General features: G+C 47.0%; 25 protein-coding genes. 18 read left to right on the top strand and 7 right to left on the bottom strand.

Annotation, left to right across the window (positions count from 1 at the left end):
- Positions 1–141: 141 nt before the first annotated feature.
- The 7 genes from Q0R17_RS05470 (at position 142) to Q0R17_RS05440 (ending at position 6,959) form a co-directional block, all read left to right on the top strand.
- Positions 142–513, top strand: a complete 372-nt coding sequence (locus Q0R17_RS05470) for a DUF971 domain-containing protein (RefSeq protein ID WP_293932822.1) — start codon at positions 142–144, stop codon at positions 511–513.
- Between the two features lie 45 nt (positions 514–558).
- Complete coding sequence (gene ubiE, locus Q0R17_RS05465; protein ID WP_293932821.1) at positions 559–1,296, top strand: bifunctional demethylmenaquinone methyltransferase/2-methoxy-6-polyprenyl-1,4-benzoquinol methylase UbiE; 738 nt, start codon at positions 559–561, stop codon at positions 1,294–1,296.
- A complete protein-coding gene (locus tag Q0R17_RS05460; protein ID WP_293932820.1) occupies positions 1,296–1,859 on the top strand; it encodes an SCP2 domain-containing protein in 564 nt (187 codons plus the stop codon). The genes ubiE and Q0R17_RS05460 overlap by 1 nt, the downstream gene beginning before the upstream one ends.
- A gap of 178 nt (positions 1,860–2,037) precedes the next feature.
- On the top strand, positions 2,038–3,552 hold the full coding sequence (ubiB, locus tag Q0R17_RS05455) for a ubiquinone biosynthesis regulatory protein kinase UbiB (RefSeq protein WP_293932819.1): 1,515 nt from the start codon (positions 2,038–2,040) through the stop codon (positions 3,550–3,552).
- Positions 3,553–4,197: 645 nt separating this feature from the next.
- The gene (locus Q0R17_RS05450) at positions 4,198–4,989 is read left to right on the top strand and encodes a transporter substrate-binding domain-containing protein (protein ID WP_293932818.1); all 792 of its coding nucleotides are present in this window, start codon (positions 4,198–4,200) and stop codon (positions 4,987–4,989) included.
- 251 nt (positions 4,990–5,240) lie between these two features.
- Positions 5,241–6,032, top strand: a complete 792-nt coding sequence (locus Q0R17_RS05445) for a transporter substrate-binding domain-containing protein (RefSeq protein ID WP_293932817.1) — start codon at positions 5,241–5,243, stop codon at positions 6,030–6,032.
- A gap of 204 nt (positions 6,033–6,236) precedes the next feature.
- Entirely contained in the window at positions 6,237–6,959 is a 723-nt protein-coding gene (locus Q0R17_RS05440) for an LOG family protein (RefSeq protein WP_293932816.1), read from the top strand.
- A 61-nt stretch (positions 6,960–7,020) separates the two neighbouring features.
- On the opposite strand, the gene Q0R17_RS05435 is transcribed toward Q0R17_RS05440, so the two are convergent.
- Positions 7,021–8,577 carry a LysM peptidoglycan-binding domain-containing protein gene (locus Q0R17_RS05435; protein WP_293932815.1) on the bottom strand — a complete coding sequence of 519 codons (1,557 nt, stop codon included), beginning with the start codon at positions 8,575–8,577 and terminating at the stop codon, positions 7,021–7,023.
- A gap of 99 nt (positions 8,578–8,676) precedes the next feature.
- Positions 8,677–9,429 (bottom strand): hydroxyacylglutathione hydrolase, encoded by a 753-nt coding sequence (gloB, locus tag Q0R17_RS05430; protein WP_293932814.1) that lies wholly within the window; start codon positions 9,427–9,429, stop codon positions 8,677–8,679.
- Positions 9,430–9,435: 6 nt separating this feature from the next.
- Between gloB and Q0R17_RS05425 the strand changes: the two genes are divergently transcribed.
- The gene (locus Q0R17_RS05425) at positions 9,436–10,188 is read left to right on the top strand and encodes a class I SAM-dependent methyltransferase (RefSeq protein ID WP_293932813.1); all 753 of its coding nucleotides are present in this window, start codon (positions 9,436–9,438) and stop codon (positions 10,186–10,188) included.
- On the opposite strand, the gene Q0R17_RS05420 is transcribed toward Q0R17_RS05425, so the two are convergent.
- Complete coding sequence (locus Q0R17_RS05420; RefSeq protein ID WP_293932812.1) at positions 10,185–10,487, bottom strand: hypothetical protein; 303 nt, start codon at positions 10,485–10,487, stop codon at positions 10,185–10,187. The two genes, Q0R17_RS05425 and Q0R17_RS05420, sit on opposite strands and share 4 nt — an antisense overlap.
- Positions 10,488–10,585: 98 nt before the next feature.
- Between Q0R17_RS05420 and rnhA the strand changes: the two genes are divergently transcribed.
- The 6 genes from rnhA to Q0R17_RS05390 all read left to right on the top strand — a co-directional run bounded on the left by rnhA (position 10,586) and on the right by Q0R17_RS05390 (position 14,463).
- Positions 10,586–11,029, top strand: a complete 444-nt coding sequence (gene rnhA, locus Q0R17_RS05415) for a ribonuclease HI (protein WP_293932811.1) — start codon at positions 10,586–10,588, stop codon at positions 11,027–11,029.
- Positions 11,029–11,748 (top strand): DNA polymerase III subunit epsilon, encoded by a 720-nt coding sequence (dnaQ, locus tag Q0R17_RS05410; RefSeq protein ID WP_293932810.1) that lies wholly within the window; start codon positions 11,029–11,031, stop codon positions 11,746–11,748. The genes rnhA and dnaQ overlap by 1 nt, the downstream gene beginning before the upstream one ends.
- A complete protein-coding gene (gene ispD / locus Q0R17_RS05405) occupies positions 11,745–12,440 on the top strand; it encodes a 2-C-methyl-D-erythritol 4-phosphate cytidylyltransferase (RefSeq protein ID WP_293932809.1) in 696 nt (231 codons plus the stop codon). Before dnaQ ends, ispD begins: the two co-directional genes overlap by 4 nt.
- Positions 12,440–12,808 (top strand): nuclear transport factor 2 family protein, encoded by a 369-nt coding sequence (locus Q0R17_RS05400; protein WP_293932808.1) that lies wholly within the window; start codon positions 12,440–12,442, stop codon positions 12,806–12,808. Before ispD ends, Q0R17_RS05400 begins: the two co-directional genes overlap by 1 nt.
- Positions 12,809–12,820: 12 nt before the next feature.
- Entirely contained in the window at positions 12,821–13,297 is a 477-nt protein-coding gene (ispF, locus tag Q0R17_RS05395; protein ID WP_293932807.1) for a 2-C-methyl-D-erythritol 2,4-cyclodiphosphate synthase, read from the top strand.
- Between the two features lie 242 nt (positions 13,298–13,539).
- A complete protein-coding gene (locus Q0R17_RS05390; RefSeq protein ID WP_293932806.1) occupies positions 13,540–14,463 on the top strand; it encodes a bestrophin family protein in 924 nt (307 codons plus the stop codon).
- Between the two features lie 4 nt (positions 14,464–14,467).
- On the opposite strand, the gene Q0R17_RS05385 is transcribed toward Q0R17_RS05390, so the two are convergent.
- From Q0R17_RS05385 to Q0R17_RS05375, 3 genes are all read right to left on the bottom strand, one after another.
- Complete coding sequence (locus Q0R17_RS05385) at positions 14,468–15,199, bottom strand: UDP-2,3-diacylglucosamine diphosphatase (RefSeq protein ID WP_293932805.1); 732 nt, start codon at positions 15,197–15,199, stop codon at positions 14,468–14,470.
- A 111-nt stretch (positions 15,200–15,310) separates the two neighbouring features.
- A complete protein-coding gene (locus tag Q0R17_RS05380; RefSeq protein ID WP_293932804.1) occupies positions 15,311–15,814 on the bottom strand; it encodes a peptidylprolyl isomerase in 504 nt (167 codons plus the stop codon).
- Between the two features lie 103 nt (positions 15,815–15,917).
- Positions 15,918–16,487 carry a peptidylprolyl isomerase gene (locus Q0R17_RS05375; RefSeq protein WP_293932803.1) on the bottom strand — a complete coding sequence of 190 codons (570 nt, stop codon included), beginning with the start codon at positions 16,485–16,487 and terminating at the stop codon, positions 15,918–15,920.
- A gap of 147 nt (positions 16,488–16,634) precedes the next feature.
- Here Q0R17_RS05375 and coq7 point away from each other — a divergent pair, with 147 nt between their 5' ends.
- Complete coding sequence (gene coq7, locus Q0R17_RS05370) at positions 16,635–17,270, top strand: 2-polyprenyl-3-methyl-6-methoxy-1,4-benzoquinone monooxygenase (protein WP_293932802.1); 636 nt, start codon at positions 16,635–16,637, stop codon at positions 17,268–17,270.
- 128 nt (positions 17,271–17,398) lie between these two features.
- The gene (locus Q0R17_RS05365) at positions 17,399–18,247 is read left to right on the top strand and encodes a formate/nitrite transporter family protein (protein ID WP_293932801.1); all 849 of its coding nucleotides are present in this window, start codon (positions 17,399–17,401) and stop codon (positions 18,245–18,247) included.
- Positions 18,248–18,275: 28 nt separating this feature from the next.
- On the opposite strand, the gene Q0R17_RS05360 is transcribed toward Q0R17_RS05365, so the two are convergent.
- The gene (locus tag Q0R17_RS05360) at positions 18,276–18,695 is read right to left on the bottom strand and encodes an OsmC family protein (RefSeq protein ID WP_293932800.1); all 420 of its coding nucleotides are present in this window, start codon (positions 18,693–18,695) and stop codon (positions 18,276–18,278) included.
- 339 nt (positions 18,696–19,034) lie between these two features.
- Between Q0R17_RS05360 and rplM the strand changes: the two genes are divergently transcribed.
- The gene (gene rplM, locus Q0R17_RS05355) at positions 19,035–19,463 is read left to right on the top strand and encodes a 50S ribosomal protein L13 (protein WP_046352175.1); all 429 of its coding nucleotides are present in this window, start codon (positions 19,035–19,037) and stop codon (positions 19,461–19,463) included.
- Between the two features lie 34 nt (positions 19,464–19,497).
- Positions 19,498–19,890, top strand: coding sequence for a 30S ribosomal protein S9 (gene rpsI, locus Q0R17_RS05350; protein WP_046352176.1), 393 nt, complete (start codon positions 19,498–19,500; stop codon positions 19,888–19,890).
- The last annotated feature ends 56 nt before the right edge of the window (positions 19,891–19,946 follow it).

The following is a 19,946-nucleotide window of genomic DNA, read 5'->3' as shown; positions in this document are numbered from 1 at the left end:
AGTCGTAAAGAAGTGGTCTTATTTTAAATTACAGTGGCGTATTTTTCACACTCAAAAGTAAATTAACAGCCTGCATGCTGCTGACAGCAAAGTCCTGAAGCGGGGTATCATGCAAGGGTTCATTCAAGAGCGTCGTTACCAATGGCCGGACTTAGCGCAACAACCCCGCAACCCAGCGAAATTAAACTGCATCAAGCCTCTAAAATACTAGAGATTCACTTTGATGATGGCTGTCATTTTGATTTATCTTGCGAATACCTAAGGGTGTTTAGCCCCTCTGCCGAAGTGCGTGGCCACGGCGCTGGGCCCGGCACACTGCAAGTAGGTAAGCAAGGCGTCAATATTGTCGATATCGCCCCCGTGGGCAACTACGCAGTAAAATTGGTATTTGATGATGGCCATGATTCAGGGCTGTATTCTTGGGACCACCTCTATGAGCTGGGCCGTAATAAGGAAGCCAACTGGCAAGATTATCTAGCGCGTTTAGAGCTGGCAGGGGCTGCGCGGGCTTAATTGTCAGCCATAAAGTTAAAGAACAAATATTGTGAGAGTTTAAAAATGACTGATCCAAGTACCCATTTTGGTTTTAAAACGGTGAATGAGTCTGAAAAAGCGCAAAAAGTCGCTGAGGTTTTTCATTCGGTGGCTAAAAAATACGATGTGATGAATGACTTGATGTCAGGTGGTTTACACCGCATCTGGAAATTTTTTACCATTGAAACCAGTGGTGTGAAAGCCGGCGATAAGGTGCTGGATATTGCCGGTGGTACGGGCGATTTATCTAAAGCTTTTGCTAAAAAAGTGGGCAAAACCGGCCAAGTATGGCTAACCGATATTAATAGCTCGATGCTGGGTGTAGGGCGTGATCGGCTATTGGATCAGGGCTATGCATTGCCGGTGGCGCAGTGCGATGCAGAGAAACTGCCGTTTCCAGACAATTATTTTGACTGTGTTTCGGTAGCCTTTGGCCTGAGAAATATGACGCACAAAGATGTGGCGCTGGCCGAAATGTGCCGCGTCTTAAAGCCAGGCGGGCGCTTGTTGGTGCTGGAGTTCTCTAAAGTTTGGGCTCCTTTAAAGCCAGCTTACGATATCTACTCGTTTAAATTGCTACCATTTATGGGCAAGCTGGTGGCTAACGATGCAGATTCTTACCAGTATTTGGCGGAATCGATACGTATGCACCCAGATCAAGAAACCTTAAAGCAAATGATGAAAGACGCTGGTTTTGGCCGCGTTGATTTTCATAATATGACCGGTGGTGTGGTTGCCCTGCATAAAGGGATAAAAATCTGATGTTACTGGCTGCCGTACTTAATCGCCTTTTGGCAGAAGATGCAGCGAGTAGGGCGGAGCTGGCGCAGTTTGCTGGCCGTAGCATCAAGGTTTCTTTACCCTTGGTGAGCGAAACGCTGGTACTGATGAATGACGGCCGTTTGGCAGAAAGCAAGGCCGAAGCAGAAGCCACGCTTGATTTGCCTTTAAGCTTTTTCACTCACCGCATGCGGGATAAAACTGCCGCCGCCCGCCATGTGCGCCTGAGTGGCGACGGCGAGCTAGGCAGCCGCATCGGCCATGTGCTGAGTGGCTTGCGTTGGGATGCGGCAGAAGAATTATCCAAGCTGATTGGTGATGTGGCGACGCAAAGACTGGTGAGCATTGCAGGCAGAGTGGGCGGTATCCCTGGCACGATGGGTTCAAGATTGGTGGTTAATTTGGCCGAATACTGGCGTGACGAAGCCCCACTGTTGGCACATAAGCGCGATGTGAATCAGTTTTGCAATGAAGTCGATGAATTACGTGATGCGTTGGCTAGGCTGGAAAAACGGCTACAGTTCTGTGAAAAAAATACTGAATAAACTCAAGTCTTGAACCACGGAGGGCATAGAGGACAGGGAGTTTCACGGAGAAAACCTTTCATAGCTTACTATGAAGTTGTTGTTTAATTTTTTTGTCTTTCTCCGTGTTCTCCTTTTCCTCCGTGCTTCAAGGTTTGGGTTTTTTGCCCTATCCCCAATTTAATTCTAAGTTGCCTTCATGCGTCTTTCTCGTTTAATTAAAATTGTCCGTGTGGTTTTTGGCTATGGTCTGGATGAGTTTTTACTCGGCCATGAGCGGGTGCGTGGCTTGGGTAAGCTGATTCAATCCTTACTCTCTAGCCGTGATCTGAGCGCGCCAAGGGCGCTTCGTTTGCGGCTGGCGCTGCAAGAGTTGGGGCCAATTTTTGTCAAGTTTGGCCAAGTTTTATCCACCCGCCGCGATTTAATGCCGCTGGATGTTGCCGATGAGCTGGCGAAACTACAAGATGATGTGCCGCCCTTTGCTGCGGCTACGGCAGTGGCGGTGATTGAGGCGAGCTTAGGCCGTAAATTGGCTGAACTATTTGCTGAATTTGATCACACGCCGGTGGCTAGCGCCTCGGTGGCGCAGGTGCATAAGGCACGTTTACATAATGGCCAGCAGGTGGCGGTAAAAGTCTTACGGCCTGATATCTTGCCGGTGATTGAATCTGATTTGGCGCTGATGGGGGTTATGGCGTGGCTACTTGAAAAGCTTTCTGCCGACGGCAAGCGTTTACGCCCCAGAGAAGTGGTGGCGGAGTTTGATCGCTATCTGCACGACGAGCTAGATTTAATGCGTGAAGCGGCCAATGCCAGCCAGTTACGCCGTAATTTTTTAAACTCTCCACAGCTTTTGGTGCCAGAAGTTTTCTATGATTTTTGTGCGCGTAATGTGTTTGTGATGGAGTGGATGGATGGCATCCCCGTCGGGCGTATCGATCAGTTGCTGGCAGCAGGAATGGATTTAAAAAAACTGTCGCGCTTTGGGGTAGAAATCTTTTTTACCCAAGTGTTTCGAGATGGGTTTTTTCATGCCGATATGCACCCCGGCAATATTTTAGTGGCGGCGGATAATCGCTATATTGCGCTGGATTTTGGCATTATCGGCACCTTATCAGACAGCGATAAGCAGTATCTGGCGATTAACTTTTTAGCCTTCTTTAATCGTGATTACCATCGTGTTGCCACTGCGCATATTGAATCGGGCTGGGTGCCTAAAGACACACGAGTGGAAGAGTTAGAAGCGGCAGTACGCACCGTTTGCGAGCCTATTTTTAACAAGCCGCTGTCGCAAATTTCTTTTGGCCAAGTGCTGCTGCGTCTATTTGAAACCTCGCGCCGCTTTAATGTAGAAATCCAGCCGCAGCTGGTGCTGTTGCAAAAAACGCTGCTGAATATCGAAGGCTTAGGCCGTCAGCTTGATCCAGATCTAGATCTGTGGCAAACGGCTATGCCGTTTTTAGAGCGCTGGATGCACGAGCAAATTGGCTGGCGTGGCATGCTGCGTAATCTAAAAAAAGAAGCGCCGCAATGGGCCGCCTTACTGCCCATGCTGCCACGTAAATTAGGCGAGCTGCTCGATCAAAACCATACCGAGCTATTGATGGCAGGTTATAGCGGCCTGATGTGGGAACAAAAAAAGCGCAACTGGCTGCTGGGGGTGATTGCAGCGCTGTTGGCGGGATTATTGCTGACTTGGTGGTATAAATAGCTGGCAGTAAGCTAAGTGCTATGCCAGTAAAGCCTGCTAGCTTTACTACTAAAAAAATGGCGTTTGTCGCGGTGTCGTGACAAACGCTTTTTTATGCTCAGTCCCTCTAAAATACTTGTAGTTGTCATCGTTCAGCTATTCTGCTGGATATGGTTTGATTTCTTGATCTACTTTCCGCCTAGTCTTCTGATTTATATTGCCTTGGCCTCTGCACGCCTTAGTTATTTTTCAATTAGCGCGTCGCTATACTGCGAAATAAACGCTATTTTTAATAGAGTACCTTGATCAGTTTGGGCAGGTTTATTCTGCTTATCTTCATACAATGGGGATATTTGATACCGATTCTATCAACTTAAGCAACCTGCGGTTCCTAATGGGGCTGAAACCCACGAGCGATGTTGCTCCCCGCCCTACGGTGATATTTTTCTTAAGTTGATAGGATTGGGCTTGATATATCCTTTGTCGCGTATTTTTCTTCTTGTTTTTTGCAAATTCTATGATGAATCACTGACTACACTGCTAGTTTGATGTATGTGCCTTAGCCCTTGCTAATGGTATAAACCCACTTGCTACTATGCTATATAATTAAATTCTTATAATCCATAAAACAATCTTTAGTAGTAATTTGCATACTTGGAGCTTTAAATGAAAAAATTATTCTTAGCCGCTTTGCTTAGCACTTGTAGCATGCTGGCGCATGCTGATTTGGTGGATACCATTAAGACCCGTGGCTCTTTGTTGGCTGGGGTGCGGGCTGATATTCCACCGTTTGGACAAAGAAATAAAAATCAAACGGTTTCTGGTTATGACGTTGATTTTGCTGGAGCAATCGCTAAAAAGCTGGGCGTTAAATTGGTGGTGCTCAATTTGGATCCAAGCGAGCGTATCTCTGCCGTTAAAACAGCTAAGGTCGATATTTTGGTCGCAACATTTACTAAAACGCCTGAGCGCGAGCGTGAAGTAAATTGCAGCAGTGGCTACTTTGTTGCGGCACAAAAAGTACTGTCTAAGAAAGGGAGGTTTCCAACTCCAGAATCCTTAGTTAAGGCTAATATTGGTGTAGCGCGTGGGACAACTGGTGCTGATTTGGTTCGCAAGCTCTACCCTAAAGCCACGGTCGTTGCCTTTGATGATATTCCTGAGGCGGTGCGTTTCTTAGAAGAGGGAAAAATTGATGCAGTAGTGGATGATGAGCCATCGCTTGCACGTAATCTAAGCCAAATGTCTAACAAGGCACAGTTTGAATTATCGAGTTATGCCAATGCCACAGAGATTTATGCTATTGCCGCTAGGCTTGGTGAAAAGCGCTTAATGAATATCATTAACGAAACTTTGCTTGAAATGGAAAACACTGGCGAAGCAGAGCGTATTTTTAACCAATGGTTTGGGCCACAAACAGCAACGCCATTTCCCCGCACGTTTAAGATTCGTGGGTAATTTAGCAACACTTTGCCTCATTTATTATGGAGGTTGCTGAAGGAATTTTTCATATTAATGTAATAAAACGAGCGTTTAGGTAAGTGTTTTTACTTATTTTACTGCTGTTTTATATACGCACAAATTCTTACTTAGTGCAGTTGGAGATTATCGCAGTATAGAGGTCAAGCTAAAGCGCTTTAAGATCAGATTCTTCTTATCTGATATGGCAATGATGCGATCTTGATGCATCAATAGTCTGGAGCTTGCTTATGCAACGATTAATTCTGGCTGGTTTTTTGAGTGTTTGTAGCGTACTGGCCCACGCCGATTTAATTGATACGATTAAGGCTCGAGGTACCTTGGTGGCGGGGGTTTCGGCAGACGTTCCCCCGTTTGGGCAAAGAAATAAAAATCACACTGTTTCAGGCTATGACGTTGATTTTGCTGCAGCCATTGCCAAAAAGCTGGGTGTCAAACTGGTGGTGCAGGATGTGAACCCCGCTGAGCGTATTCCCAGCGTAAAGTCAGGCAAGGTGGATGTGATTGTGGCTGCATTCACCAAAACGCCTGAGCGTGAGCGTGAAGTGGCGTGCAGCATTGGTTATTTTGTTGCCGCGCAAAAAGCTTTAAATAAAAAGGGTAAATATCCTAATTCAGAGTCTTTAGCTAAATTACGCATTGCGGTTTCTAGCGGCACAACGGGTGAAGAGCTTGCTAAAAAACTTTACCCTAAGGCGCATATCACTGCATTTGCTGATATTTCAAATGCGGTGCGTTCTTTAGAGCAGGGCGGTGTGGATGTGGTGATGGATGATGAGCCTACTTTAGCGGGCGCATTAAATAACATGACCACCAAAGCACAGTATGAGATTTCTAGTTATTCTAATGCTACTGAAATTCTTTCTATTGCCGTTAAGTTAAATGAAAAGCGTTTACTTAATCTAGTTAATGAAACATTGCTTGAAACTGAAAAAACCGGTGAGGCAGAGTTAATCTTTAACCGCTGGTTTGGCCCACAAAGTAATACACCATTCCCGCGTACATTCCGTATTCAGGGGTGATTATTTCTTAGTTTTATAGTGCTTTTATCTAAAGCCCACAAAGCCTTTGGCTGTGTGGGCTTTATTTTATTTAAATAAAGTTAATCTGTGCCGATATAAAGTAAAAGATCCTCCATTATTATTGGGAAAATTACACTTAGCTGACCCATAATTACCTAGTGTAGACTGCACATTCCATTTTATTGGCCGCGTAGGATATAAAAAATGATAAATCCAAATAATAAGCCGATTGGTGTGATTGATGACGAGCAAGCGCTGGATATCGTGGGTGATGCCGTGCTTAAGCTTTGGGATGTAGTGGATGAATTGGCCCGCCTGCGCCCTGCGCATACGCCTGATTATCACGTCACTATTTTTGGCTCAGCCCGCATTCAAGAAGGCTCGGCAGCCTATGAAGCGGTTAAACAACTTGCTAGTGAATTAGCCGCCATGGGCTGCCGTATTGTTACTGGAGGTGGCCCAGGTTTAATGCAGGCTGCTAATGAAGGCGCACGTGATGGTGCGCCTGATCGACCAGAGGCATCAGTGGGGATTCGGGTTGATTTAGATTTTGAACAAAATGTGAATGATTTTGTTGGCAAAGTTTATGAGCACAAAACATTTTTTTCACGTTTACACCATTTTATTTTGCGCTCTAATGCGTTTATTGTGACATCCGGCGGTATTGGCACTTTATTAGAATTAGCCATGGTGTGGCAGTTAATTCAGGTGCGTAAATTGTATGACACGCCTTTGATTTTAGTCGGCGAAATGTGGCACGAGCAGGTAGATTGGGCTCGGCGTTATATGGTAGAAAATAACGCAGGGCTAGCGAGTGAAGTCGATATGCAAATCCCAATTGTAGTCGATACCATTGAAGATGCTGTTCAGCTGATCCGTGAGCATCACGAGAAATGGGAGCAAACGGGGTATTCTTTGAATAATTAAATGAATGCCAAATAAATAAAAGCCCCTGATGGGGCTTTTATTTTGCGCTATAAAGATTCGCTTAATAAATAACTAATTTGGTACCTGCTTGGATAGGCTTAGCGTTATTCCATTTTTTTAGATCTGCAGCAGCGACATTATAGCGTTTTGAAATAGAGGAAAAAGTATCACCACGCTTAGCTGTATATTCACGGCCATCTTTGCCTGAAACCGCGCTCTCTGTTTTAACCGATACACGTAAGATTTGCCCAAGCTGCACTTGCCCGTCGGCAATATTATTCATGCTTTGCAAGGCGGCAATATTCATACCATAGCGCTTAGCAATATTGTAGGCCGTATCGCCTTTGCTGACGCGGTGCTCGCTGCTGGCAATGACGGGAGCGTGTGGTTTATCGTTAGCGCCGGTATCAATGGCTTCTACGCTGCGGTTAGCGGCTAAAGCGGTTAAGGTTTGTCGGTCAGAAACATCTAGGCCGTTAATCTTGGGCACGAGGATGGTTTGTCCACGGGCGAGGCGATCACGGCTGGCGATATCGTTGATGTCTTTAAGCTCGTTCGCGGCTACGCCAAAGGTTTCTGCTAGCTTATCGAAAGACTCCCCCTGTTTAGTGACGTAAGGCTGCCAGTTCAGTAGTGGTTTTTCGTACTCTGCCAGATTTTTTTGAAATATTTCAACTTTAGCCACGGGCAAAACTAAGGATCGGTCATCTTTATAAGCAATGACTGGCCGGATAAAGCCAGGGTTAAGCCTAAGCAATTCTTCAACTGGTGTTTCAGCTAACTCGGCAGCAACCTTCACATCCATATGTTTACCAACGGTGAGCGTGGCAAAGTAGGGCTGGTTAGGCAGTGAGGTTAAGGTGACGCCGTAGGCTTGCGGGTTGGCGATGATATTGCGCACGGCTAATAGCTTAGGCACGTAATTGCGTGTTTCGTCTGGCATGCGTAAATCAATAAACTGAGTGCCAAGATTGGCAGCTTCATTTTTGGCCACCGCACGGGCTACCGCAGTTGGGCCCCAGTTATAAGAGGCCAAGGCCAGCTGCCAGTCGCCAAATTGGGTGTAGCTGCCATTTAAATAGTCTAGTGCGGCGCTGGTGGCGGCCACTACATCACGGCGGCCGTCGTACCACCAAGTGCGTTCTAGACCATAATCTTTGCCTGTAGCGGGCATAAATTGCCACATTCCCGCAGCTTTTACCGATGATTCTGCTCTTGGATTAAAAGCAGATTCAATCATGGGTAAAAGCGCGATTTCCATCGGCATGCCGCGTTTCTCAACTTCATTCACCACGTAATATAAATAAGGCGTGCCGCGTTTGATAATTCGATTGAGATATTCTGGGCGGCTAGCGTAGTAGTTTTCCCATTTTCTAACCAACTGATGATCTAGCTCTGGAATAGTAAATCCGGTACGAACGCGCTCCCATAAATCCGCGTATTCGGGGGCCATTACCGCGTCAGAAAACAAGGCGTCAATGGTGCGATTTGTATCGTCTGGGGAGATAAAAGTGGGATTATGTAGCTGGTAATCGATTTTGGCTGGAGCAAGGGTTTCTGCGTGCGAACCCAAGGCACATAGGCCTGTAATGAGGCCAACAAGGAGTCTTTGTTTCATGGGTACCTGCGCCATTTAAAATCTAATAATCGAGCGATGCTGCCGCTGCTGTCTAATCTTGTCAATCTGTTTGTGCTTAATGGTGATATTCCTTTGAAATCAACGGAAGTTATCTTTCCACTTGCGCAGTGCAGCAAAAACATCCAAGGGGGATTTTACTTGTGGATTTTGTGTTTGAGCGGCAGCAATGACGTCGTTATGCTCGCAGCGTAAAAAGGGATTAATGGCTTTTTCTTGGCCAATTGTGGAGGGTAACGTTGATAAGTTTTGCTGGCGCAGTGCACGCACGTTTTGCATTCTTGCTATCAGTGCAGGGTTATTGGGCTCAACACTGAGGGCAAACTTAAGGTTGCTTAAGGTATATTCGTGGGTACAGCAAACAAGGGTTGAATCAGGATAGGTCGCTAGTTTTTGTAGGGAAGCGTGCATTTGTGCTGGGCTGCCTTCAAATATCCTGCCACAGCCGCCTGCAAAAAGTGTATCACCACAAAATAATGCGTCAGCCGCCAGATAGCTAAGATGATCTAAAGTGTGGCCAGGGGTGGCCAATACCTGAATGTGGGTATTAAGTAGCTGTAATGTTTCACCTTCTTTTACAGGGTTGGAAACATTTTTAATGCCAGCAGGTCCATATACGGGCATCTGGTAGTGTGACCAGAGCACAGGCAAGCCATCGATATGATCGTGATGGTGATGTGTAATCAATACCGCCGCCAGTTCTAGGCCATTTTCTTTAAGATATTGAATGAGGGGCAGTGCGTCGCCAGGGTCTACTGCGATGGCATGCGTGCCTTGTTGCAAAACCCAGATATAATTGTCTTCGAAAATTGGCACAGCGCTAATGCGGATCATAAAAGAATGCCCTTAAATGTTGATGCTCGATTGAACCACTTTGCAGATTGGCTCGCCACCCCATTAGGTCACTATTTAGCTAGTGCGGAGATGGATTGGTACGATCGCACCGTGACGGATATCTTTGGCTACAAAGCGGTGCAGCTAGAGTTGCCACAGCTCGATTGCTTGCGTGCTAATCGCATGGCATGGCATTTGTGTGCTGGGCAATCGCTAGGCGTGGATTTGCGCTGTATGGGCGAGGCCTTGCCGTTTGCTAGCCAAAGCCTAGATCTTTTGGTGCTACCGCATGTGCTAGATTTTGCCGCGAATCCACAAGCGGTGTTGAGTGAAGCCGAGCGAGTATTAATGCCTGAGGGGCGCTTATTGATTACAGGGTTTAATCCTTGGAGCCTCTGGGGGCTGCGTCGTTTACAAAATGGCTCGCACCCCGCCCCATGGCGTGGCAATTTTGTAGCTTTGCCTAGGCTAAAAGATTGGTTAGCAACCTTGGGCTTTGAAACAATGCAGGGGGAGTTTCTTTGCTATGGCTTGCCCGTACAGCGTGAAAAATGGCTATCTAGAAGCCGTTTTTTAGAAGATGCGGGCGATCGCTGGTGGCCAGCCGCTGGTGGGGTTTATTGCCTTGATATGGTGAAGCGTGTGCATGGTATGCGTTTAATTGGGCCAAAATGGCGCAATGTGCCGGTGGTTGCAGGTGCGGTGACGGCTACAGGAGCAGATAAAACCATCGTGCTTGAAAAAGACCCTAAGCGTTAATTTGTGGCCTTGGTATGCGTATTGGGTAAGTCGCAGCGGCGCGCGGCATCGCTCATCTCTTGTAGAATTTTTTGTCCTTCGGCGCGATTTTTGATGGCGGTTTTGATTTCATGGCCACTGCCTAAGTTGCCGCCACCAAAAGCCACTTTTATTTCCTCATCGCTGATATCAATGGTTTGCACCACGGTGAGATTGATAAATCGTTTGCCATCGCTGCCTGGTACAGGCCAAGGGCAAAAAGGCGCGGCGAGGGCCGCTTGGTTAAGTAATAGTGTTATAAGCAAAAAGCGTGGTTGCATTGTGTGTTTTCCAAATTAGGTAGTAATAAGGTGGCAGGCTTGCTGGAGCCACATATAACAGGCGTAGGTTTAATAGTGCGTTTTTCCAGGAAATAAGCATGAATAAAGTAGTGATTTACACCGATGGTGCGTGTAAAGGCAATCCCGGCCCAGGCGGCTGGGGGGCGTGGTTACAGTATGGCGATAAAGAAAAAGAGCTGTGCGGTGGCGAGCTAGACACCACCAATAATCGCATGGAATTGATGGGCGTGATCAAGGCGCTGGCGATTTTAAGCCGCCCTTGTGACGTGGTGATCTGGACCGATTCGCAATATGTAAAAAATGGGATCAGCACTTGGATTCACGGCTGGAAGAAAAACGGTTGGAAAACTGCGGCCAAGCAACCGGTTAAAAACGCCGATCTTTGGCGCGAGCTAGACACTGCTGCGGCACAGCATCAGATCGAATGGTGCTGGGTGAAAGGCCATGCTGGGCATGAAGGCAATGAGCGTGCCGATCAGCTGGCCAATAAAGGCGTGGAAGTTGCACTGGGGCGTGGCTAATGCGGCAAATTATTTTAGATACCGAAACCACCGGTTTACGCGTTGATGACGGCAACCGCATTTTGGAAATTGCTGCGGTTGAAATGATAGACCGGCGTTTATCCTCGCCAGATCGGCATTTTCACTGCTATATCAACCCAGGGCGCGACAGTGAAGAGGGCGCACTGAATGTGCACGGCTTAACGACGGAGTTTCTATCAGATAAGCCTAAATTTGCGCAAATTGCTGATGAATTCCTAGATTTTGTTGCCGGTGCCGAAGTCATTATCCATAACGCACCGTTTGACTTGGCCTTCTTGAATATGGAAATGGCCAAGCTAGGGCGAGGTAAGTTTCAAGATCACGTGGCCAATGTGATTGATACTTTGGCCATGGCCAAAGATCAGCGGCCAGGTAAGCGCAATAACTTGGATGCGCTGTGCGACTTCTTTGATATTGATCGCAGTAACCGTACCCTGCACGGGGCGCTGATCGATTGCGAATTATTATCTGAAGTGTATCTGGGCCTGACGCGTGGCCAAGATAGCCTGATGATTGATTTTGACCCTTACGCAGGTAACGATGCGGCCTTGGCTTTTGCCAAAAGTAATCGTAAGCCCTTGCGTGTTGTGAGCGCTACCGCAGCCGAGCTGGCCGAGCACGAGGCTTATCTTGCGGCTTTGGATAAAAGCGTGAAGGGGGAGTGCCTGTGGCGGCAGATGGGAAAAAGCGGCTTATGAATATCGCCTTGGTTCCTGCTGCGGGCAGTGGCTCGCGCATGGCGTCGGTCACGCCTAAGCAATACCTTAATTTGGCGAGCAAACCGCTGATTTGGCATACCCTGTCTGCCTTAGCCAAGGTGCCCGAACTGGATCGCATTGTGGTGGTGATTTCCCGTGAAGATGAATGGTGGGATAGCTTTGATTGGAGCGAGTTCAGGCGACTAGAAGTGCTGCGCTGCGGCGGGGCCAGCCGTGCCGAATCGGTGCTCAATGGCTTGCAAACTTTGCAAAAGGGGCCTGAGGACTGGGCTTTGGTGCATGATGCCGCACGGCCTTGCTTAGACCCTGCCTTGGTTAGCCAAATGATTTTCGAGCTGGCCGATCATCCCATTGGCGGCATTTTGGCCGTTCCAGTGGCGGATACCTTAAAGCTGGCACAGGCTGACCAGCATATTGCACATACCCATCCAAGGGACGGCCTATGGCAGGCTCAAACGCCGCAAATGTTCCGTGTAGCGCAATTGGCCCATGCTTTGGCAATAGGGATGGGGCCGGATATTACCGATGAAGCCAGTGCCTTAGAGAAACTTGGCTTGCAGCCCAAATTAGTCATGGGCAGCCCATGGAATTTGAAAGTGACTTATCCACAGGATTTACGCTTAGCGGAGCTGATTTTGGCGGCTGCTGGTGATGACGTGGAGATGAAATAATGGCTTATGAAAAACTATTGTCTGATTATAAAAATGCCCTAGCCACTCAGGACTGGAATAAAGTTGCGCCGCTTATTCATCAGGATGCATGCTTTATTTTTAGTGAGGGCACTTATTTGGGTAAGGCTGCAATTGAAGCTGCCGTGACTAAGACTTTTGACTTAATTAAAAGCGAGCATTATTTAATTAAGAACCTTGTCTGGATCTATGTCAGTGAACTTTGTGCAACTTGCACTTATGAGTTTAATTGGTCTGGCCTGATTGACGGGGTGAGCGAGCAAGGCAGCGGGCGAGGAACAACCGTTATTGTGAATGATAGTGGGGAGTGGGTCATTATTCATGAGCATCTGGGCCCATCAGCAAATTAATAAGAGAAAACTATGAGAATAGGGCAAGGTTGGGACGTACATCGTCTGGTAGAAGGGCGTAAATTAATTTTGGGCGGGGTGGATATTCCCTTTGATAAGGGATTACTCGGTCATTCTGATGCTGATGCGCTACTGCATGCGATTACCGATGCGGTGCTGGGAGGGGCCGGTTTGGGTGATATTGGCCGGCATTTTCCTGATACAGCAATCGAATTTAAAGGCGCGGATAGCCGCGTTTTGCTGCGCGAGGCGGTGCGCCGCGTGCGGGAAGCAGGCTGGAAGGTGGGTAATGTGGATGCGTCAATCTTGATTCAGCAGCCTAAAATGGCACCGCATATTGCGGCCATGGTGGCCAATATCGCCGCCGATCTTGGTGTGGATGTGGCTGCCGTGAATGTAAAGGCCAAAACCTATGAGAAGCTTGGCCCTGTAGGTGCGTCTGAAGCAGTAGAAGCACAGGCAGTGTGCTTGCTACTAGCTGCGGATTAAGCGGTTTGAAGGGGCAATTTTGCCCACGTTGTACCTCAGCGTGGGCGAAAAGCGAGCCACTATTGTTTGCTTTGAATTTTAATATTTAGTTAATCTGCATAAATAGGGTGATGCGCAAGCAATTCATCTGGGTATTATAAAAATCAATCAATTTGATTTGATTTTATCGGTATTTATTTTACTTTTTTATGCTTTTATTTAGGCGTATCCTCAACGCGCTTATTTAAAATAAAGTATTCGCAATGATCGTTCATCCCCCCGTACATTGGTTCCGCCTGATATTAGCTTGGCGGGGTTCTATTTTGCCGGCTATTTTTCCTCGGCTAGTGTTAGTGCTCACTATTGCATTGAGTATTGTGATTTTTCATCGCTTTACTCAAGGTTTTGGTCTGCAATTATCGATTGGTGCTTTTAGCTTAATTGGGCTAGCACTGGCGATCTTTTTGGGCTTTAGAAATAGCTCAAGTTATGAACGCTATTGGGAGGCACGTAAGCTATGGGGATCGCTATTAATTAATGCCCGCTCCTTGCAGCGGCAAGCAATGTCGATGACTCGTTTACGGGTAGATGACCCTAAACTTTATGAGTTCTCTCAATTATTACAAGCCTTTGCCTATGCGTTAAATCACCAATTACGCTGTACTGATCCCCGTGCCGATTTGCATCGCTTATTACCCTATCCACTGGCTAAAGAGCTAAGCACTGCGCGTTTTATTCCTTCGATGATTTTAGTGAAATTGGCGCAATCTTTATCAATATGGTATCGATCTGGGGAAATAGACGTTATTTTATTTCAGGCAATGGATACTAATTTAAATAAATTATCGGATATTCAAGGCGGCTGCGAGCGGATTATGACTACGCCTATCCCTTATGCCTATAGCGTATTGATTCACCGTACTATTTATACGTATTGCATACTGTTGCCGCTAGGCTTAGTGGATAGCTGTGGCGTTCTTACGCCGTTAATTACAGTGTTTATTGCCTATACTTTTATGGCGCTAGAGCATATTGCAAGCTCTTTAGAATTGCCCTTTGGTTTCGAGCCAAATGATTTAGCACTCAATGCCATTTGCCGCACTATTGAGCGTAGCCTGTTAGAAATGCGAGGCGAAACGGTTTTACCGCCTGCTTTATTGCCGCAAAAAAATTATATTTTGGATTAAGCGTTTAAAACGCTCTGCCATCAAGCTGATGCATGCTGATGCCGCTGGCCTGCACGCATAAATAGCCACCCTTGCCTTGATACCAGTCGGGTAGCACCCAGCGTTGGCCTTGGGTCAGCGTATGGAGTGCGGGGCGGTGGGTATGGCCGTGGATCAGTGTCTGGACGTGGTGCTGTTGCATTAAGCTGGCGACGGCAGCTGTGTTTACATCCATCACATCGCTACGCTTCATTTGATTTGATTCTTTAGAGCGTGCGCGCAGCTTCTCAACCTGCGCTAAACGCCAACGTCGTGGTAGCGCCAGAAATAAGCTTTGTACCCATGGGTGACGTACGATACGGCGAAAGCGCTGGTAAGCTAGATCGTCGGTGCATAGCGCATCGCCATGCGCGATTAATACGTTCTGGCCGAATAGCTGCACTAAGCTTGGATCGTTAAGAATGGTTAGCCTAGCGGCATCAGCAAAGCGCTGCCCTGGTAAAAAATCTCGATTCCCTGCTAAAAAAAACACTGCAATTTTTTGCTCAGCTAATTGGGCAATCGCCGCCACAATCTCGGCATTAAAAGCCTCGTCTAAGCCATCATCGCCAATCCAAAATTCAAATAAATCCCCAAGAATATAGAGCGCACTGGCGTTGCGTGCAGGGCCTTGCAAAAAGGCATGGAAAGCAGCCGTCGTGGCTGGGTCGGCGGGGGAGAGGTGTAGATCAGAGATAAATAAAATGGGGGCGGACATAGGGGAGGGGCGATGTCATTGTAGGGTGGGCAAGGTTTGCCTGCCCATGCGGGCACAAGGCTGCATTGAATGTAGAGCGGGCAGAGCTGCCCACTCTACATTTTTATATTTTTAAGCTAAAACTTCAGCCTTGATAATCATCACATCTTCTTTAGGCACATCTTGGTGAAAGCCTTTGCTGCCCGTTTTAACGTTTTTGAGCTGATCAACCACTTCTTTGCCTTCGATAACCTTAGCAAATACGCAGTAGCCGAAGCCTTGCGCTGTAGCGCTTTGGTAATTCAGGAAATCGTTATTAGCAACGTTGATAAAGAATTGCGAAGAAGCAGAATGTGGATCTGGAGTACGCGCCATTGCCAGTGTGTAAGCGTCGTTTTTGAGACCATTGGCAGCTTCGTTTTTGATCGGTGCACGGCCTTCTTTCTTTTCGTCCATGCCTGGGGCAAAACCACCGCCCTGCACCATAAAACCATCAATAATGCGGTGGAAGATCGTGCCGTCGTAATGACCTTCTTCTACATATTGCAAGAAATTAGCTACGGTAAGCGGTGCTTTTTCTGCATTCAGTTCAACGATGATGTCGCCAAAAGTGGTGGTGAGTTTTACATTGCTCATGGTGTTTTTCCTTTTGAGTAATCATTCCTGACTAATTGGAATGATAAATAATTAAAATGGTTAAAATAAAGCCAAAATTACTGAAATCAGGGTAGCTAAAAAATTATTTGCCTGACTTTTTGCTAAGCTCGCGCGCAGATTGAATGGTAATGGTATTGACTGGCACATCACCTGGCGCGGTTGGGCTAACGCTAATTTGATCAACTACAGGCAAGCCAGAAATTACTTTGCCAAATACGGTGTAGCCAAAGCCATCACGGCTTGGGTAATTTAAAAAATCGTTGTTCTTTGAATTAATAAAAAATTGTGCGGTGGCGGAATCAGGATTAGCGGTTCTGGCCATCGCAACAGTGCCTCGATCATTTTTCAAGCCTTTTTCAAAGGCGATTTTGGCTTCATTTGTAACCGGTGGGCGCGTTGGCTTTTCGGCCATTTTGTCGTCCATGCCACCGCCTTGAATCATAAAGTCTTTAATTACACGGTGAAAAATGGTGCCGTCGTATTGCTTATCTTTAACGTATTGCAAAAAATTTGCCACGGTAAGCGGGGCTTTTTCTGGGTAAAGCTCAATCACGACCTTGCCTTTTGATGTGATCAATTCTACCTGTGGATTTGCGGCAAATGCGCTCAGGCTAGCTAAGACAAGGCTTGTTGCAATAATTAGACGTTTCATCGTGCATTCCTGCAAAAAGGATCAAGGTGAATTTCGCGGCAATTATAACAGACCTTCACCCGTAGCAAGCCACGCCGGTATTTGCTTTGCTCGGTATCTAAGGCTTTTCTGGGGTAAAATCGTAATATTCCAAGGATAGTTGCCGCCATGTTGAAATTACCTTCAATCGATCAGTTTATTTCTGAATTTGATACCGTGCTTAGAACCCTAGCCGCCTCCGCGCAGAGCGTGCGCCCTCATCCTGATGCCAGTGTTGCCGAGCTGGAAATGACTGCCGCAGAAAAGCAGCATGCTGCGGGTTTGATGCGGGTCAATCATTGTGGCGAGGTGTGCGCTCAAGCACTTTATCAAGGCCAAGCGCTCACTGCGCGTAACCCAGCTACCCGTGATGCGCTGCGTGAAGCGGCGCACGAAGAAGTCGAGCATCTGGCTTGGACTGAGGCAAGGATTGCTGATTTGGGTAGCCATAAAAGCTTATTAAACCCTTTGTGGTATGCGGGTTCTCTTGCGATTGGGGTGACGGCAGGAGTGATTGGGGATAAGTGGAATCTGGGGTTTTTAGCCGAAACTGAGCGCCAAGTTGCAGAACACTTGCAATCGCATTTAAGCCAGCTACCAGAACAAGACGCAAAAAGCCGCGCGATTGTGGCGCAGATGCATATCGATGAAACGCATCATGCCGAAAAAGCCGAACAGCTAGGTGCGGCGGCATTGCCGTTTCCAATCGCAAAAGTGATGCAACTCAGCTCAATTGTGATGACTTCACTTTCTTATCGACTCTAAAATTTGCGCTAAATCAGAGCAAGTTCAAATAGGGTATATGACGAGTAAATAGTTTACAGATTTGCTCCTAGGCTTACAGATATAACGCTGATTAACGATTCACGTTACTACGTTATTTGGGGCCATTTATGTCTGAAATGAATTCACCTGCGCAAGTTGTTGATTATGTTGATCACGCTGCGTCAGAAAAAGCTGCGCTGCCTTTTGCCCGATTGCTGGTGATGGCCATTATGGGCGGAGTCTATATCGGGCTTGGCGGCCTGCTGGCCTTAGTGGTTGCTGGGGGCTCGCCTGAGTTACAAGCGAGCAATCCTGGGCTCGCTAAACTTTTATTTGGAACCGTTTTTCCGTTGGGCTTTATTGCGGTGGTGCTAACAGGGGCTGATTTATTTACCTCCAATTGCGCCACCCAAGTGGTGTCGTTATGGCGTAAAAAAGTGAGCCCAAGCACGGTGGTGCGCGTCTGGTGTGTTTCTTATTTGGGCAACTTTATTGGTGCATGCTTTGCGGCATGGGCTTACACCAGCGCTACCGATCTATTTACCCCTGATCAACCATGGACTCAATACCTACTGAGTATGGCGCACCACAAATTAGAAAACCCCTTTATGGTGAGTTTTATGCGTGGGGTTTTAGCTAATATTTTGGTCTGTATCGCAACGTGGCAAGGTTATTCGGCTAAAGATACTTTAGGCAGAATGGTAGGGATTTGGCTGCCGGTGATGGGTTTTGTGGCTTTAGGAATGGAGCACAGTATTGCCAATATGTTCTTCATTCCTGCAGCAATGTTGGCAGGTTTTGATGTGACTTGGAGCCACTTTTTCATGGTCAACTTAGTGCCCGTTACTTTGGGCAATTTAGTTGGCGGTGCCATTTTTGTTGGCTTGCCCTATGTGTGGCTTTATACCAAACCCGAAAAAAATACCGAACCTGAAAAAACACAGCCACTTACTAACAAAATAGAAGTAGGTAATTAACCAAAAAACGCGCCAATGGCGCGTTTTTTTATGCGGCTTCAATCACTTCAAAATCGTGTGTAATCAGCACACTTTTTGCCAACATAATCGATGCAGAGCAATATTTTTCAGCAGAAAGTTTGATGGCTCTTTCAACTTGTTCTGGCTTTAAACCTTTTCCAGTAACGGTGTAATGCAAATGAATTTTAGTAAAAACTTTAGGCTCAGTTTCTGCGCGTTCTGCCTCTACGTCCACTACGCAGTCTCTAACGTCGGCACGGCTCTTCTTTAAAATATGGATCACATCGTAGGTGGAGCATCCTGCCGTGCCCATCAGCACCATTTCCATCGGCCTAGGGCCTAAATTGCGGCCGCCACCTGCTGGCGGGCCATCCATTAGCACCGAATGACCCGATTCAGACTGCGCTAAAAAACTCACTCCCTCTACCCATTTCACGCGTACTTTCATGTGCTTCTCCCTTTGTTGACGGGGATTTTAACGCATGATTCGCATCATTTGCTGCATGCAAATTGCGACACTTAGTATTTTGCATCACAAAAATGTCTTGTCATGCTTTCTGTCTCACGCGATAATGGCCCTAACATCAGAGTGTTTTTTACTTTGTTGTTGTCTCCTCCATCCTCCATTTTGGTGGGATTTCACGCAATCCAATTGGGTTGCGTTTTTTTTAGACGAGGTCAATTTTGGAACATATTTTCAAAATGACACGTCACCAGATTTGACAAGTAAATGCGGATTCAGATAAAATCCGCGACTTTCTCAAAATCGTAACGTGGAAGAGCAGTCATGAAAACCTTTTCTGCCAAGCCGCACGAAGTTAAGCGCGAGTGGTTCGTTGTTGATGCTACCGATATGGTTCTCGGTCGTCTCGCGGCTGAAGTCGCTAAACGCCTGCGTGGCAAGCACAAAGCCGAGTACACCCCTCACGTAGACTGTGGTGACCACATCGTGGTGGTGAACGCAGACAAGATCCGCGTAACCGGCAACAAAGCAACAGATAAAATTTACTACCGCCACACTGGTCACCCAGGTGGTATTTACCAGCGCACCTTTTCCGAGATGCAAGAAAAATTCCCGGGTCGCGTGCTAGAAATGGCTGTTAAGGGCATGCTTCCAAAGGGTCCTCTCGGCTACGCTATGATCAAAAAGATGAAGGTTTATGCAGGTAGCGAACATCCGCATACCGCGCAACAGCCTAAAGCTTTTTCTATCTAAGCGTTAACGCGTTTTCTACTAAGGAATTTGTATCATGGTAGGTAAATACTATTACGGTACCGGCCGTCGCAAGAGCGCAGTTGCTCGTGTGTTCGTAGCCAAGGGTAGCGGCAATATCATAGTCAACGGCAAGCCGGTTGATTCTTACTTTCCTCGCGAAACTAGTCGCATGGTAGTACGCCAGCCTCTAGAACTGACCGCAAACCTCGAATCCTTCGACATTATGGTTAATGTTGTTGGTGGTGGTGAAACCGGCCAAGCCGGTGCGATCCGTCACGGTGTAACTCGTGCTCTGATTGAATTTGATGCAGCTCTTAAAGGCAGCCTCAAAGCAGCAGGTCTTGTTACTCGCGATGCTCGTGAAGTTGAACGTAAGAAAGTGGGTCTGCACGGCGCTCGTCGTCGCAAACAGTTCTCCAAGCGTTAATTCGCTGGTACTGCTTTCTACAAAAGCCACCCTCGGGTGGCTTTTGTGTTTTCTGC

The organism is Iodobacter sp. (assembly GCF_025352645.1).
Taxonomy (GTDB): domain Bacteria; phylum Pseudomonadota; class Gammaproteobacteria; order Burkholderiales; family Chitinibacteraceae; genus Iodobacter.
Note: the sequence above shows the minus strand (reverse complement) of the source record. Positions and strands in the feature narration are given on the sequence as shown.